Origin of the sequence: Streptomyces sp. NPDC004609 (assembly GCF_042873655.1) — a bacterium.
GTDB lineage: Bacteria > Actinomycetota > Actinomycetes > Streptomycetales > Streptomycetaceae > Streptomyces.
Window position 1 is genome coordinate 33,665 of the sequence record NZ_JBIALS010000007.1, and the last position, 15,478, is coordinate 49,142.

At 71.6% G+C, this 15,478-nt stretch carries 11 protein-coding genes; 3 read left to right on the top strand and 8 right to left on the bottom strand.

What is annotated here, in order from left to right:
* Nucleotides 1-180 precede the first annotated feature (180 nt).
* Together dxs and ACFYT4_RS09220 are read left to right on the top strand one after the other, a co-directional pair.
* Nucleotides 181-2,103, top strand: coding sequence for a 1-deoxy-D-xylulose-5-phosphate synthase (gene dxs, locus ACFYT4_RS09215; RefSeq protein WP_389266855.1), 1,923 nt, complete (start codon nt 181-183; stop codon nt 2,101-2,103).
* 218 nt (nt 2,104-2,321) lie between these two features.
* A complete protein-coding gene (locus ACFYT4_RS09220; RefSeq protein WP_389266857.1) occupies nt 2,322-3,848 on the top strand; it encodes an amino acid permease in 1,527 nt (508 codons plus the stop codon).
* A gap of 153 nt (nt 3,849-4,001) precedes the next feature.
* Here ACFYT4_RS09220 and ACFYT4_RS09225 read toward each other — a convergent pair whose 3' ends face one another.
* The 6 genes from ACFYT4_RS09225 to ACFYT4_RS09250 all read right to left on the bottom strand — a co-directional run bounded on the left by ACFYT4_RS09225 (nt 4,002) and on the right by ACFYT4_RS09250 (nt 11,510).
* Nucleotides 4,002-4,394 (bottom strand): NTP pyrophosphohydrolase, encoded by a 393-nt coding sequence (locus tag ACFYT4_RS09225; RefSeq protein WP_389266859.1) that lies wholly within the window; start codon nt 4,392-4,394, stop codon nt 4,002-4,004.
* A 144-nt stretch (nt 4,395-4,538) separates the two neighbouring features.
* Nucleotides 4,539-6,674 (bottom strand): 3-hydroxyacyl-CoA dehydrogenase NAD-binding domain-containing protein, encoded by a 2,136-nt coding sequence (locus tag ACFYT4_RS09230; RefSeq protein ID WP_389266861.1) that lies wholly within the window; start codon nt 6,672-6,674, stop codon nt 4,539-4,541.
* Entirely contained in the window at nt 6,671-7,891 is a 1,221-nt protein-coding gene (locus ACFYT4_RS09235; RefSeq protein ID WP_389266863.1) for a thiolase family protein, read from the bottom strand. Before ACFYT4_RS09235 ends, ACFYT4_RS09230 begins: the two co-directional genes overlap by 4 nt.
* 523 nt (nt 7,892-8,414) lie before the next feature.
* Nucleotides 8,415-9,698: an HRDC domain-containing protein gene (locus ACFYT4_RS09240; protein ID WP_389266865.1), complete on the bottom strand. Its 1,284-nt coding sequence runs from the start codon at nt 9,696-9,698 to the stop codon at nt 8,415-8,417.
* A 90-nt stretch (nt 9,699-9,788) separates the two neighbouring features.
* Nucleotides 9,789-10,454 (bottom strand): response regulator transcription factor, encoded by a 666-nt coding sequence (locus ACFYT4_RS09245; RefSeq protein ID WP_015037008.1) that lies wholly within the window; start codon nt 10,452-10,454, stop codon nt 9,789-9,791.
* 375 nt (nt 10,455-10,829) lie between these two features.
* A complete protein-coding gene (locus tag ACFYT4_RS09250) occupies nt 10,830-11,510 on the bottom strand; it encodes a DUF3000 domain-containing protein (RefSeq protein ID WP_389266867.1) in 681 nt (226 codons plus the stop codon).
* 91 nt (nt 11,511-11,601) lie between these two features.
* Here ACFYT4_RS09250 and hemE point away from each other — a divergent pair, with 91 nt between their 5' ends.
* Nucleotides 11,602-12,666, top strand: coding sequence for a uroporphyrinogen decarboxylase (hemE, locus tag ACFYT4_RS09255; protein WP_389266869.1), 1,065 nt, complete (start codon nt 11,602-11,604; stop codon nt 12,664-12,666).
* A 275-nt stretch (nt 12,667-12,941) separates the two neighbouring features.
* Here hemE and ACFYT4_RS09260 read toward each other — a convergent pair whose 3' ends face one another.
* Together ACFYT4_RS09260 and ACFYT4_RS09265 are read right to left on the bottom strand one after the other, a co-directional pair.
* Entirely contained in the window at nt 12,942-14,315 is a 1,374-nt protein-coding gene (locus ACFYT4_RS09260) for an FAD-dependent oxidoreductase (RefSeq protein WP_389266871.1), read from the bottom strand.
* Between the two features lie 28 nt (nt 14,316-14,343).
* Complete coding sequence (locus ACFYT4_RS09265) at nt 14,344-15,396, bottom strand: DUF4349 domain-containing protein (RefSeq protein ID WP_389266873.1); 1,053 nt, start codon at nt 15,394-15,396, stop codon at nt 14,344-14,346.
* Between the last annotated feature and the right edge of the window lie 82 nt (nt 15,397-15,478).

The following is a 15,478-nucleotide window of genomic DNA, read 5'->3' on the forward strand; positions in this document are numbered from 1 at the left end:
GCGTCGCGCGTCCCGGAGCCCCGGCGGGCCGGGCATTGTCGCGTATCCGTCCCGGGACGGCCACCGGTATGACGCAGAACGCACCGCCCGATGACCAAGGGCAGCGGGGGAACATTAGACTCGGTCGAATCGCCACGCTCGACCGCAACGCTCACCAGCTCAATACGCAAGGAGGCACGGGTGGCACTGCTTACCCGTATCAGGGGACCGCGCGATCTGGACCGGCTCAGCCCGGAGGAGCTGGATCAGCTGGCCGAAGAGATCCGGACCTTCCTCGTGGACGCCGTCTCCAAGACCGGCGGCCACCTCGGTCCCAACCTCGGTGTGGTCGAGCTGACCATCGCCCTCCACCGGGTCTTCGACTCCCCGAAGGACAAGGTCCTGTGGGACACGGGCCACCAGAGCTATGTGCACAAGCTGCTCACCGGCCGCCAGGACTTCTCCCGGCTGAAGATGAAGGGCGGCCTCTCCGGCTACCCGGCGCGCGCCGAGTCCGAGCACGACGTCATCGAGAACTCCCACGCCTCCACCGTCCTCGGCTGGGCCGACGGCATCGCCAAGGCGAACGAGGTCCTGAAGAAGGACGACCACGTCGTCGCGGTCATCGGCGACGGCGCGCTCACGGGCGGTATGGCCTGGGAGGCGCTGAACAACATCGCCGCCGCCAAGGACCGCCCGCTGGTGATCGTCGTCAACGACAACGAGCGCTCCTACGCCCCGACCATCGGCGGTCTCGCCAACCACCTCGCCACCCTGCGCACCACCGACGGCTACGAGCGCTTCCTGGCCCGCGGCAAGGACATCCTCGGCCGCACCCCCGTCGTCGGAAAGCCGCTGTACGAAACCCTCCACGGCGCGAAGAAGGGCCTCAAGGACTTCATCGCCCCCCAGGGCATGTTCGAGGATCTCGGCCTCAAGTACGTCGGACCGATCGACGGCCATGACATCGAGGCGCTGGAGTCGGCGCTGGCCCGTGCCAAGCGCTTCGGCGGGCCCGTGATCGTCCACTGCCTCACCGAGAAGGGCCGCGGCTATCAGCCCGCCCTCCAGGACGAGGCCGACCGCTTCCACGCCGTCGGCAAGATCCACCCCGACACCGGGCTGCCGATCGCCAGCTCCGGCCTCGACTGGACCTCCGTGTTCGGCGAGGAGATGGTCAAGCTCGGCCGGGAGCGCGAAAACATCGTCGCGATCACCGCCGCCATGCTCCAGCCCGTCGGACTGGACAGGTTCGCCAAGGCGTTCCCCGACCGGGTCTACGACGTCGGCATCGCCGAGCAGCACGGCGCGGTCTCCGCCGCCGGTCTCGCCACCGCCGGAGTGCACCCCGTCTTCGCGGTGTACGCCACCTTCCTCAACCGCGCCTTCGACCAGGTGCTCATGGACGTCGCCCTGCACGGGTGCGGAGTGACCTTCGTCCTGGACCGCGCGGGCATCACCGGCACCGACGGCGCCTCCCACAACGGCATGTGGGACCTGTCGATCCTCCAGGTCGTCCCGGGCATCCGGATCGCCGCGCCGCGCGACGCCGACCAGGTCCGCGCCCAGCTGCGCGAGGCCGTCGCCGTCGACGACGCCCCCACCGTGGTCCGCTTCTCCAAGGGCGCGGTCGGCCCGGCGGTCAAGGCCGTCGGCCGTATCGGCGGGATGGATGTGCTGCGGCCCGCGGAGGCCGCGCAGCCCGATGTGCTCCTCGTCTCCGTCGGCGCGCTCGCCCCGATGTGCCTGGAGATCGCCGATCTCCTCGACAAGCAGGGCATCTCCACCACCGTCGTCGACCCCCGCTGGGTCAAGCCGGTGGACGAGGCGCTCGCGCCGCTGGCCGAGCGCCACCGCGTGGTCGTCACCGTCGAGGACAACAGCAGGGTCGGAGGCGTCGGCTCCGCCGTCTCGCAGGCGCTGCGGGACGCCGGCGTCGATGTGCCGCTGCGAGACTTCGGCATTCCGCCGCGCTTCCTCGACCATGCCTCCCGCAAGGAGGTCCTGGCCGAGATCGGTCTGACGGCGCCGGACATCGCGCGCCAGGTGACGGGTCTGGTCGCCCGGCTCGACGGCCGTTTCGGGAGCACCGCGGCCGAGGCGGTGGAACCCGCACGCGACTGACGCTCTTCCCCGCGCGGCGGGAAGGCGGGCCGGGACTCCCCGGGTGAACAACGGGGAGTCCTTGCCGAAGCCACGGTGAACACGAGTGAAGCGGGCCGGTGAGGGCACCCTGGACGGGTGGTCCTACCGGCCCATTCGCGTGAACTCCACCCGTATGGGGGCCTCCGGGCCGTTGGCCGTCCCGATCATGTCGGGGACGACAAGCGTGGAGGTGCACGGTGAGCACTCAGTCAGATCCCGCCGACCGGGCGGGAGCCTTCCGGACGAAGACCATCGAGCAGTCCATCCGCGACACGGAAGAACCGGAGCACGCACTCAAGAAGTCCCTCTCCGGGCTGGATCTCACCGTTTTCGGTGTCGGTGTCATCATCGGCACCGGCATCTTCGTCCTCACCGGGGCCGTCGCCAAGGAGAACGCGGGCCCCGCGACCGCACTCGCCTTTGTCGTCGCCGGTGTGGTCTGCGGTCTCGCGGCCCTGTGCTACGCGGAGTTCGCGTCCACGGTCCCGGTCGCGGGCTCGGCGTACACCTTCTCGTACGCCTCCCTCGGTGAGCTGCCCGCGTGGATCATCGGCTGGGACCTGGTGCTCGAATTCGCCCTCGGTACGGCGGTGGTGGCCGTCGGCTGGTCCGGCTATCTGCGCTCCCTGATGGACAACATCGGCTGGCATCTGCCCAACGCGCTGTCCGGCACCAACGACATCACGGGATTCGGCTTCGATCTGCTGGCGTTCCTGCTGGTCCTGGCCCTCACCTGCATTCTGGTCCTCGGGATGAAGCTCTCCGCCCGGGTCACCTCGGTCGTCGTGGCCGTCAAGCTCACCGTCGTCCTCGTGGTCATCGTCGCCGGGGCCTTTTTCATCGAGGCGTCGAACTACGACCCGTTCATCCCCCCGGCGGTGCAGGCGGAGGGCGCTACGGGCATCCAGCAGCCGCTGGTCCAGGTGATGTTCGGCTACGCCCCCACCAACTTCGGCGTCATGGGCATCTTCACCGCGGCCTCCGTGGTGTTCTTCGCCTTCATCGGCTTCGACGTGGTGGCCACCGCGGCCGAGGAGACCAAACACCCGCAGCGGGACATGCCCCGGGGCATCCTCGGATCCCTGTTCATCTGCACCACGCTCTACGTCGCGGTGTCGATCGTCGTGACCGGGATGCAGAACTACAAGGACCTGTCCATCGACGCCCCGCTCGCGGACGCGTTCAAGGCCACCGGGCACCCCTGGTACGCGGGTTTCATCAGCTTCGGCGCCGTCATCGGGCTCACCACCGTCTGCATGATCCTGCTGCTCGGCCAGACCCGGGTGTTCTTCGCGATGAGCCGCGACGGGCTGCTGCCCCGGTTCTTCTCCCGGACCCACCCGCGCTTCCGCACCCCGTACCGCGCGACCGTCCTGCTCGGCGTCATCATCGCGATCATCGCCGGATTCACCAACCTCCACGAACTCGCGGCCCTGGTGAACATCGGCACCCTCTTCGCCTTCGTCCTCGTCGCGATCGGCGTCATCATCCTGCGCCGCACCCGCCCCGACCTCCCGCGCGCGTTCCGTACCCCGCTGGTGCCGTGGCTGCCGATGGCGTCGGTCGCCGCCTCGCTCTGGCTGATGCTCAATCTGCCGACCGAGACCTGGATCCGGTTCGGCATCTGGATGCTCATCGGCGTGGCCGTGTACTACCTCTACGGCCGCAAGCACAGCCGGATCCGCATCACCGGCACCCCTTCGGCCGACACCCGGTCGGCGTAGCCCCGATCGGAGCAGTCCCCGGCCGGGGAGCCCTGGCCCGGGGAGTCCGGCCGGAGCGGTCCCGTCCGTAGCGGAGCGATCCCGTCCGTCCCTCCGGAGCGACCCGACCGGGCCACTGGCCGGGCGGACCGGCCGGACTCCGGACGGCAGGTCCTACCCCCGGTCGGCGGGCCCGTACACGGCACGGGGACCGATCGTCCGCGCGCCCACCGCGGTGACCCTGTCGCGCAGTTCACGGTCGGCGGTGACGACCACCGTGGGCCGGTCCCTGCCACCGGCCGCCAGCTCGGCGATCAGATCGTCCCCGCTGCCCCCGGCCTCGGCGACCCGTACCCCGGACACCGACGCCACACCGCGCGCGGCACCCTCCACCACCAGCACGATCTCCAGCGCCCCCGGAACACCGGGCACACCGTCCCGGGCATGCCGTGCGAGCCGGTCCCGCAGGCGCTTGGCGGCGGCGCGCCGGTCGCGCCACCAGCCGTCGGGGACGGAACCGACGACGTTCGCGCCGTCGACGATCAGCAGCGTCGGCTTGTCACTCATGGTGCTCCACGGACGGGGAGCCCGTACCCGCGGGGCACGGGACGCGGGACGAAGGGCCCAACAGACTGTTCCGTAAGGGACGAAGGGGCCGCACGGAGTATTCCGTACGACCCCTTTCCTCCACCACGCCCCGGGAGGTGCCGGCTACGCGGGTACGCTCGCCACGCCCGGGGCCAGGAATGGCTTGCCGTTCACCCGCTCCGAGACACCCTCGCGGTCCAGATACGGCGTGATGCCACCCAGATGGAACGGCCAGCCCGCGCCCGTGATCAGACAGAGGTCGACGTCCTGGGCCTCGGCCACGACACCCTCCTGGAGCATCAGCCCGATCTCCTGGGCCACCGCGTCCAGGACCCGGGCGCGCACCCCGTCCTCGGTCAGGACGGTGTCACCCTGCTTCAGCAGCGCGGCGACCTCCGGGTCCAGCTCCGGCTTGCCCGAGTCGTATACGTAGAAGCCGCGCTTGCCCGCCTTGACGATCGCCGCCAGGTTCTCCGAGACCGTGAACCGGTCCGGGAAGGCCCGGTTGAGGGTCTCGGACACATGCAGACCGATCGCCGGACCCACCAGCTCCAGCAGGACCAGGGGTGACATCGGCAGGCCCAGCGGCTCGACGGCCCGCTCCGCCACCGCGACGGGGGTGCCCTCGTCGATGACGTTCTGGATCTCGCCCAGGAAGCGCGTCAGGATGCGGTTGACCACGAACGCCGGGGCGTCCTTGACCAGGACGGCGGTCTTCTTCAGCTGCTTCGCGACAGCGAACGCCGTCGCGAGCGACGCGTCGTCCGTCCGCTCGCCGCGGACGATCTCCAGCAGCGGCAGCACCGCGACCGGGTTGAAGAAGTGGAAGCCGACGACCCGCTCGGGGTGCTTCAGCTTCGACGCCATCTCGGTCACCGACAGCGAGGAGGTGTTGGTGGCGAGGATCGCGTGCGCCGGGGCGACGGCCTCCACCTCGGCGAACACCTGCTGCTTGACGCCGATCTCCTCGAAGACGGCCTCGATGACGAAGTCGGCGTCCGCGAAACCCTCCGCCTTGTCCAGCACACCGGTGACCAGGGCCTTGAGCCGGTTCGCCTTGTCCTGGCCGATCCGGCCCTTGCCGAGCAGCTTGTCGATCTCGGCCCGGACGTAGCCCACACCCTTGTCGATCCGGTCCTGGTCGATGTCGGTCAGCACGACCGGCACCTCCAGCCGGCGCAGGAAGAGCAGCGCCAGCTGAGAGGCCATCAGGCCCGCACCCACGACACCGACCTTGGTGACCGGGCGCGCCAGGCTCCTGTCCGGCGCGCCGGCCGGGCGCTTGCCCCGCTTCTGCACCAGGTTGAACGCGTAGATACCGCTGCGCAGTTCCCCGCCCATGATCAGATCGGCGAGCGCCCGGTCCTCGGCGTCGAAACCGGCCTGGAGGGCCGCGTCCCCGGTGGCCTTCGCGGCCTCGACGATGTCCAGCGCGCGGTAGGCGGCCGGGGCCGCGCCGTGCACCTTGGAGTCGGCGACGGACCGGCCGTGGGCCACGGCCGCGTCCCACGCCGGGCCCCGGTCGATCGGGGCGCGCTCGACCGTGGTCTCGCCCGTGAGGACGGACGCGGTCCACACCAGCGACCGCTCCAGGAAGTCCGCGCCGTCGAAGATCGCGTCCGCGATCCCCAGTTCGAAGACCTGGGCGCCCTTGAGCTGGCGGTTCTGGTTCAGCGAGTTCTCGACGATGACCGAGATCGCCTTCTCGGGGCCGATCAGATTCGGCAGCAGTGTGCAGCCGCCCCAGCCCGGCACGAGTCCGAGGAAGACCTCGGGCAGCGAGAACGCGGGGATCGCCCGGGAGACCGTGCGATAGGTGCAGTGGAGCCCGACCTCGACACCGCCGCCCATGGCCGCGCCGTTGTAGTACGCGAACGTCGGGACGGCCAGCGCACCCAGCCGCTTGAACACATCGTGCCCGCCCTTGCCGATGGCGAGCGCGTCGTCGTGCGTACGCAGCAGCTCGACGCCCTTGAGGTCGGCACCGACCGCGAAGATGAACGGTTTGCCGGTGATGCCGGCGCCGGTGATCGAGCCCTCCGCCGCCTCCTTCTCGACCTGGTCGATCGCGGTGTTCAGATTCGCCAGCGACTGGGGGCCGAAGGTGGTCGGCTTGGTGTGGTCCAGGCCGTTGTCGAGCGTGATCAGCGCGAAGCGGCCCGCCCCGGCGGGGAGGTCGAGATGGCGTACGTGCGCGCTGGTGACGACCTCGTCCGGGAACAGCCCGGCCGCGCCCTTCAGCAGTTCAGCGGTGCTCACTTGCTGCCTCCCTCGAAGTGCGGGTTCTCCCAGACGACCGTCGCGCCCATGCCGAAGCCGACGCACATGGTGGTGATGCCGTAGCGGACTTCCGGCTGCTCCTCGAACTGGCGGGCCAGCTGGGTCATCAGCCGTACGCCCGAGGAGGCCAGCGGATGGCCGAAGGCGATCGCCCCGCCGTACTGGTTGACGCGCGGGTCGTCGTCGGCGATGCCGTAGTGCTCCAGGAACGCCAGCACCTGGACGGCGAACGCCTCGTTGATCTCGAACAGACCGATGTCCGCGATGGACAGCCCCGCCTTGGCGAGGGCCTTCTGGGTGGCGGGGATCGGTCCGTACCCCATGACCTCCGGCTCGACGCCGGTGTACGCGTACGACACGAGCCGCATTCGCACCGGCAGGCCGTTCGCGCGCGCGAACTCCTCGGACGCGACGAGGGAGGCGGTGGCGCCGTCGTTCAGCCCGGCGGCGTTGCCGGCGGTGACCCGGCCGTGCGTACGGAACGGGGTCTTCAGCCCGGCGAGGTTCTCCAGTGTGGTGCCGGGCCGCATCGGCTCGTCCTGGGTGGCCAGCCCCCAGCCGGTCTCCCCGGCCTCCGGGCTGGTGCGGCGCACGGAGATCGGCACCAGGTCCTGCTGGATCTTCCCGTTCGCGTACGCCTTGGCCGCCTTCTCCTGCGACCGTACGGCGTACTCGTCCGCGCGGAGCCTGGTGATGGACGGGTAGCGGTCGTGCAGATTCTCGGCGGTCATGCCCATGAAGAGGGCGGACTCGTCGACGAGCTTCTCGCTGACGAAGCGGGGGTTGGGGTCGACGCCCTCGCCCATCGGGTGCCTGCCCATGTGCTCCACGCCGCCGGCCACGACCACGTCGTACGCGCCGAAGGCGATCGATCCGGCGGTCGTCGTGACCGCGGTCATCGCACCCGCGCACATCCGGTCGATCGAGTACCCCGGCACGGACTGCGGCAGCCCCGCGAGAATGCCGGCCGTGCGGCCCAGGGTGAGCCCCTGGTCGCCGATCTGCGTGGTGGCGGCGACGGCGACCTCGTCGATCTTCGCCGGATCGAGGCCGGGATTGCGGCGCAGCAGCTCCCGGATCGCCTTGACGACGAGGTCGTCGGCGCGGGTCTCGTGGTAGATGCCCTTGGGGCCCGCCTTGCCGAACGGGGTGCGGACGCCGTCGACGAAGACGACGTCCCTGACGGTACGAGGCACGATGGCTCTCCTCCAGGGTGCGGATGGCACTGCTGCGGGGCGCGGGACTGAGCGCGCGCTTCCCTTCATGCTACTTACGGGTAACCATAGTGCCCAGCCCCCCTGCCCCGAACGTCGAACATCACACCCCGCCCCCGTGTCCACCCGTTTCCCCCATACCCCACCCCACCCTCACGGCCCCCGGACGCCCCGCCTCAGCCCCCGGACGCCCCGCCTCAGCCCCCGGACGCCCCGCCTCAGCCCCCGGACGGGCCATCCCCGGCCTCTCCAGCGCTCTGAGACGCGGGGAAACCCAGCCGCGCTGACGGGGGAAACTCCAGCCCCGCTGACGGGGAATCCCAGCCTCGCCGGCGTTTGAGGCGCGGGGTCCGGGGCGGAGCCCCGGGGGAGCGCGGGGGCTGCCCGCGGCCTCGGGTGGCCGGGGCCGCGTGCCGGGCCGCCCCGGGCCTCAGTGCCGGGCCACCGGGGGAAACCCAGCCCCGCCGGCGTTTGAGGCGCCGGGCCCGGGCCCGAGACCCGAGAACTACGCCACCGCGGCCAGCGCCGCCGACAACAGCGGCGCCACCAGCTCCACCTGCCAGGGCCTCGCCCCGAGGGACGTCAGCGCCGCCGCGACACCCTCCACGGACGGGTCCTGCGGCGGCTCCCAGCACACCCGCCGCACCGTGTCCGGAGTGATCAGGTTCTCCTGGGGAAGGTGCAGCTCGTCCGCGAGCGTGGACACCGCCGCCCGGGCCGCCGACAGCCGCGCCGCCGCCACGGGGTCCTTGTCCGCCCAGGACCGCGGAGGCGGAGGCCCGTTCAGCGGCTGCCCCGGCTGCGGCAGCTCCGCGTCGGGAAGCGCCTTCGCCCGGTCCACCGCCGCCTGCCACTGCTCCAGCTGTCGCCGCCCCATCCGATGGCCGAAACCCGTCAGCGCCGTCAGCGCGTGCACATTCTCGGGAAGCGCGAGCGCCGCCTCGATGATCGCGCCGTCGCCCAGCACCTTCCCGGGGGACACGTCGCGCCGCTGCGCGATCCTGTCGCGGGCCGTCCACAGCTCCCGTACGACCGCCATCTGGCGCCGCCGCCGCACCTTGTGCATCCCGGACGTCCGCCGCCACGGATCCTTCCGCGGCGGCGCCGGGGGCGCGATGGCGATCGCGTCGAACTCCTGGCGCGCCCACTCCAGCTTGCCCTGCCGGTCCAGCTCCTTCTCCAGCGCGTCCCGCAGATCGCCGAGCAGCTCCACATCGAGCGCCGCGTACCGCAGCCAGGGCTCGGGCAGCGGGCGGGTGGACCAGTCGACGGCGGAGTGGCCCTTCTCCAGGGCGTAGCCGAGGACGGACTCGACCATCGCGCCGAGGCCGACCCGGGGGAATCCGGCCAGCCGCCCCGCCAGCTCGGTGTCGAAGAGCCGTGTGGGGATCATGCCTATCTCGCGCAGACAGGGCAGGTCCTGGGTCGCGGCGTGCAGGATCCACTCCGTATCGGCGAGCGCGTCGCCGAGGACGGACAGATCGGGGCAGCCCACCGGGTCGATCAGGGCGCTGCCCGCGCCTTCCCGGCGCAGCTGGACGAGGTACGCCCGCTGGCCGTAGCGGTAGCCGGAGGCGCGCTCGGCGTCCACGGCGACGGGCCCGCTGCCGGCGGCGAACGCGGCGACGACCGCCGCCAGCGCCTGGGCGTCGGCGACGACCGGGGGTACGCCCTCACGGGGCGCCAACAGGGGAATCGGTGCCTCTTCGGCTGCGACGCCGGCGTCCGGGGGAGCGCCCCCGGCGGTTCGCAGTGCGGTCTCTGCTGCGGTGTCTTGGGCGTCGGTCACGTGTCAAGGGTATCCGTGAACGGAGCGCGCCTGTCGACGGAAACGATCCGCCGACAGGCGCGTGGGGCAGGTGCGGGACAGATGTAGGGGTCAGTGGATGATGCCCGTACGCAGGGCGACGGCCACCATCCCGGCCCGGTCACCCGTGCCGAGCTTGCGCGCGATGCGGGCGAGGTGGCTCTTGACGGTGAGGGCGGACAGGCCCATGGAGACGCCGATCGCCTTGTTGGACTGGCCCTCCGCCACCAGCCTGAGCACCTCGACCTCACGGCCGGAGAGCTCCCGGTAGCCGCCCGGGTGGCTCGGGGCACCCGGGGGGCGCCGGTGGCCGAGACGGGCCGCCGCAGCGCCGATGGGGGCGGCGCCGGGGCGGGTGGGGTGACCGATGTTCGTACGCGTACCGGTGACGACGTAGCCTTTGACGCCGCCGGCGAGGGCATTGCGGACCGCGCCGATGTCATCGGCGGCGGAGAGCGCGAGGCCGTTCGGCCACCCCGCGGCTCGGGTCTCGGACAGTAGGGTCAGCCCGGAACCGTCGGGCAGGTGGACGTCGGCAACGCAGATGTCGCGCGGGTTGCCGACGCGGGGACGGGCCTCCGCGATGGACGATGCCTCGATCACGTCACGCACTCCGAGTGCCCACAGGTGGCGGGTGACTGTGGAGCGGACGCGCGGGTCGGCCACGACGACCATGGCCGTCGGCTTGTTCGGGCGGTAGGCGACCAGGCTTGCGGGCTGCTCGAGAAGAACGGACACCAGGCCTCCTGGGGGGAAGGATGCGGGACGGGGCCGGCTCGGGGATGAAGCCGGGGCGAACCGTGAAGTTAGGGTCACTGACCTCTTCGGCAGCAAACCCGGCAGCCTTTAGAGAATGATCACGATTTGGTGAGTAACAATTGGTGCAATTCGGACGTGTGATCGATCATCCTACGAGCGATCTGACTGACCGTTACGAACGATGGGCCCGCGCGGCCCCGGCACTCCGCAACCGGTCCGCCACCCGCCCCGGCGCAATCCGCCGGGGAACGGCCGACAAGGCCCGGAAAGGGACCCGGGAGGGGAGTGGCCGAAAAGCGGCGCGGCCCGGACCCAGTGTCCCGGACCGCGCCGCACCGCCGCACCCGCGAAGCCTCACCGATGCTGTGGTCCCCGCCGCTGAGGGAGCGTCACCACACCCGTCGCCGTGTCCGCCGGACCGGCCGGTGACGGGGGCAGCCCGGCGATCTGGCAGAGCAGATCGCACCAGGCCGCGAGGTGTGCCGCGGTGTCCGGCACCCCGCCGTGGCCCTCCCGGGGAGTCCACGACGCCCGGATCTCGATCTGGGTCGCCGGCCGCCGCTCGGAAAGTCCACCGAAATAGTGAGACCCCGCGCGGGTGACGGTACCGCTCGGCTCTCCGTACGAGAGCCCGCGCGCCTCCAGCGCACCCGTCAGCCACGACCAGCACACCTCGGGCAGCAGCGGGTCCGCCGCCATCTCGGGCTCCAGCTCCGCACGCACCAGCGTCACCAGCCGGAACGCCCCCTGCCAGGCCTCGTGGCCCGCCGGTTCGTGCAGCAGCACCAGCCGCCCGTCCGCGAGATCCTCCTCGCCGTCGACGACGGCCGCCTCCAGGGCGTACGCGTACGGTGCGAGCCGCTGCGGTGGGCGCGCCGGGTCAACCTCGATCTCCGGGCGCAGCCGCGCCCCCTTCACTCCTTCCACCGCGAGCCGGAACGCGGGTGGGACACCATTCCCCTCCGCGCCCTCCGCGGAGTCGGCGCTGTCTGAATGTTCAGCATGATCGGAAAAACGTCCCTGAGCCGCAGCCATGCGGGGAAGAGTAGGCGGAACGGGGCCCCGGCGCAGGGAAGGACACCCGTACCGGGCGGCCACTTTCCGCGTACGTGCGAAGATTCGGGTCGTGAGTGCCAACGACCGCCCCTCGGGCCAGCAGCCGAAGACGTACGAATCCGCCTTTCTGAAGGCGTGCCGACGTGAGCCGGTGCCGCACACCCCGGTCTGGTTCATGCGGCAGGCCGGCCGGTCGCTGCCGGAGTACCTCAAGGTGCGCGAGGGCATCGCGATGCTGGACTCGTGCATGCGGCCGGAGCTGGTGGCCGAGATCACCCTGCAGCCGGTGCGGCGGCACAAGGTCGACGCGGCGATCTTCTTCAGCGACATCGTCGTGCCGCTGAAGGCCATCGGCATCGATCTGGACATCAAGCCCGGCGTCGGACCGGTCATCGCCGAGCCGATCCGCACCCGCGCGGATCTGGCGCGGCTGCGGGACCTCACACCCGAGGACGTCTCGTACGTCACCGAGGCGATCGGCCTGCTCACGGCGGAGCTGGACACCACCCCGCTGATCGGCTTCGCGGGCGCGCCCTTCACGCTGGCGAGCTACCTCGTCGAGGGCGGGCCCTCCCGCAACCACGAGCACACCAAGGCGCTGATGTACGGCGACCCGGAGCTGTGGGCGGATCTGCTGGACCGGCTCGCGGAGATCACCTCCGCCTTCCTCAGGGTCCAGATCGAGGCGGGCGCGAGCGCGGTGCAGCTGTTCGACTCCTGGGTGGGGGCGCTCGCCCCGGCGGACTACCGGCGCTCCGTGATGCCCGCGTCGGCGAAGGTCTTCGACTCGGTCGCGTCCTACGGCGTCCCCCGGATCCACTTCGGTGTCGGTACGGGGGAGCTGCTCGGCCTCATGGGCGAGGCGGGGGCGGACGTCGTCGGCGTCGACTGGCGCGTACCCCTCGACGAGGCGGCACGCCGGGTGGGCCCCGGCAAGGCGCTCCAGGGCAATCTGGACCCCTCGGTCCTCTTCGCGCCCCCCGCGGCGGTGGAGGCCAAGGCCCAGGAGGTCCTGGACGCGGCGGCGGGACTTGAGGGGCATGTGTTCAACCTGGGCCACGGGGTGCTGCCGACGATCGATCCGGACGCGCTCACCAGGCTCGTGAGCTTCGTCCACGAGCGCACGGCGCGCTGAGGGGCCGCCTCCCCGCGCCCTGCGGGGGCTCCGCAGGGCGGGGCGCCGGGGCAGGAGCTTCCGCCGGGCGAGGGCCACCGCGCCCGGGGAAACGCCCGGCACACGGCCTCTGCCGCACCACCGCACGGGGGCGACACGAGCTGCCGCCCCGGCCGGACCACCGTCCTGGGTCCCGGGACGTGCTCGGCACACGCCGGGCCACCGCAGCCGTGCGCCGGGCCGGGCCGTCCGCCGTGGAACGGGCCCGCGCACCAGGGATCGCGGGACAGCAGCCCTCAGGACCGGGCGACCAGACCCGAGACCTTGCGGGCGGCGACCAGGATCGGGTCCCAGACCGGGGAGAACGGCGGGGCGTATCCCAGGTCCAGGGAGATCATCTGGTCCACCGTCATCGACGCCGTCAGGGCGACCGCCGCGATGTCGACGCGCTTCGCCGCCGCCTCGCGGCCGACGATCTGGACGCCGAGGAGCCGGCCCGTGCGGCGTTCGGCGAGCATCTTCACGGTCATGAGGCTGGCGTCGGGGTAGTAGCCCGCCCGGCTGGTGGACTCGATGGTGGCGGTGACGTACTGGAGGCCGACCGCCCTCGCGTCCTTCTCCCGCAGTCCCGTCCGGGCGATCTCCAGGTCGCAGACCTTGCTGACGGCCGTGCCGACCACGCCCGGGAAGGTGCCGTAGCCGCCGCCCACGTTCGCGCCGATGATCTGGCCGTGCTTGTTGGCGTGGGTGCCGAGCGGGACATGGCGCTCCCGGCCGGAGACCAGGTCGAGGACCTCCACGCAGTCCCCGCCGGACCAGATGCCGTCCTGGCCGCGGACCCGCATGGAGAGATCGGTGAGGAGGCCGCCGTACGTGCCGAGGGGGAGCCCCGCCTCACGGGCGAGCGTGGTCTCCGGCTCGACACCCATGCCGAGGACGACCACATCGGCGGGGTACTCGGCGTCCGCGGTCGCCACCGCCCGTACCCGGCCGTCGCCGCCGGTGAGGATCGCGGTGACGTCGGCGCCCCCGACGGTCGTGATGCCGAGGCCGTCCATCGCCTCATGGACCAGACGGCCCATGTCGGGGTCGAGCGTGGCCATGGGCTGCTCGCCGCGGTTGAGGACGGTCACCTCGAAGCCCCGGTTCATCAGGGCCTCCGCCATCTCGACGCCGATGTAGCCCGCGCCGACGACCACCGCGCGCCGCCCGTCCGTGGCGGCCAGGGTGTCCAGCAGGGCCTCGCCGTCGTCGAGGTTCTGCACCCCGTGGACGCCCGGAGCGTCGATGCCCGGCAGCGGGGGGCGTACGGGACGGGCACCGGTCGCGATGACCAGCTTGTCGTAGCCCGTCCAGGACTCCTCACCGCTCTCCAGGTCGCGTGAGCGCACCCGGCCGGCCGCGGTGTCGATCTCCGTGACCTCGGTGCGCATCCGCAGATCGATCGCGCGTTCGCGGTGCTCGGCGGGCGTCCGGGCGATCAGGTCGTCCCGCCCCGGCACCTGGCCGCCGATCCAGTAGGGAATCCCGCACGCCGAGAACGAGCTGAAGTGGCCGCGCTCGAAGGCGACGATCTCCAGCTCGTCCGGGCTCTTGAACCTGCGTGCCTGCGATGCGGCGGACATGCCCGCCGCATCGCCCCCGATGACCACCAGCCGCTCCGTTGCCATGGGTGACACGCTACGCGGGAAGGATCACTCAGCCCTGGTCGGGTTCCGGATCCTGCCCCGGCCCGGACCCGGCTTCCGCCTCGGCCGCGGGTGCGGGTACGGGACCGGTCCCGTACGCCGGCAGCGGGGCGGGCGCCTGAGCCCGGGCGGCCACGGCCGTCCGCCGCTTCGGCAGCAGGGGCCGGATCACCAGGCGCCACAGCGCGTACAGCACACCCAGGGCGACGGCGAACGGGAACACCGCCCCCAGCACCACCCCGATCCAGCGCACGGTCGCCGTCAGCGCGTCCCAGCCGCCGCCGAGCGCGTCGGTGAATCCCGGGTCGTCGTCCTGCTTCCGCTTCTCCTCGGCCGCGGGCTCGCTCAGCTCCAGGGTGATGGTGGACATCGACGTACGGTCCTTCAGCGCGGCCTGCTGGGCGAGCAGCGACTCCAGCTCGGCCTGGCGATTGCTCAGTTCGCCCTCCAGCGTGACGATGTCCGCCAGCTTCACGGCCCGGTCCATCAGCTCCCGCACCCGGGTCACGCTCGCCCGCTGGGTGGCGATCCTGCTCTCCACGTCGACGACCTGATCGGTGACGTCCTTGGCGTCGGACTTGCGGGAGATGAGCTTCCCGCCCTTCGCCAGGTCGGCCAGCACCTCGGCGTACCGCTGCTGCGGGACGCGCAGCACGATCCGCGACGACATCTGGGTGTCGTCGAGGCGCTCGGTGGATTCGTCGGCGACGTGGCCGCCCGCGTTCTCGGCCGTCCGGCGGGCGGCGGCGAGGGCCTTCTCGGCGTCCTTGACCTCGATCTCCAGCACGGCCGTACGGATGACATGGGACGGCGCCACCGAGATCTTCCCCCGGGAGGCTCCGGGACCGCCCGACGCCTGTGGGGCGGCGGTCTTCCCGTCGCGCGGTCCCTCCGCGAGCGCGGCGTCGGAGTCCGCACCGGGCCCGGCGCCCGCCTCCGGTGCCGCGCCCTGCGCCTTGTCCAGCGCGCTCTCCTGTGACGAATCGCCGCCGCCCGCGCCGCATCCCGCGACGGCGAGTGATGCGGTGAGCAGCAGTGCGGCGAACACGCGTCGTCCACGCATATCCGGCCCCCCAATGGTCGTACGGATTGTTGATTCTTCGACGCACGGACCGCCCGAAGCGTTTGAGGTTTCAGGTTCCGAA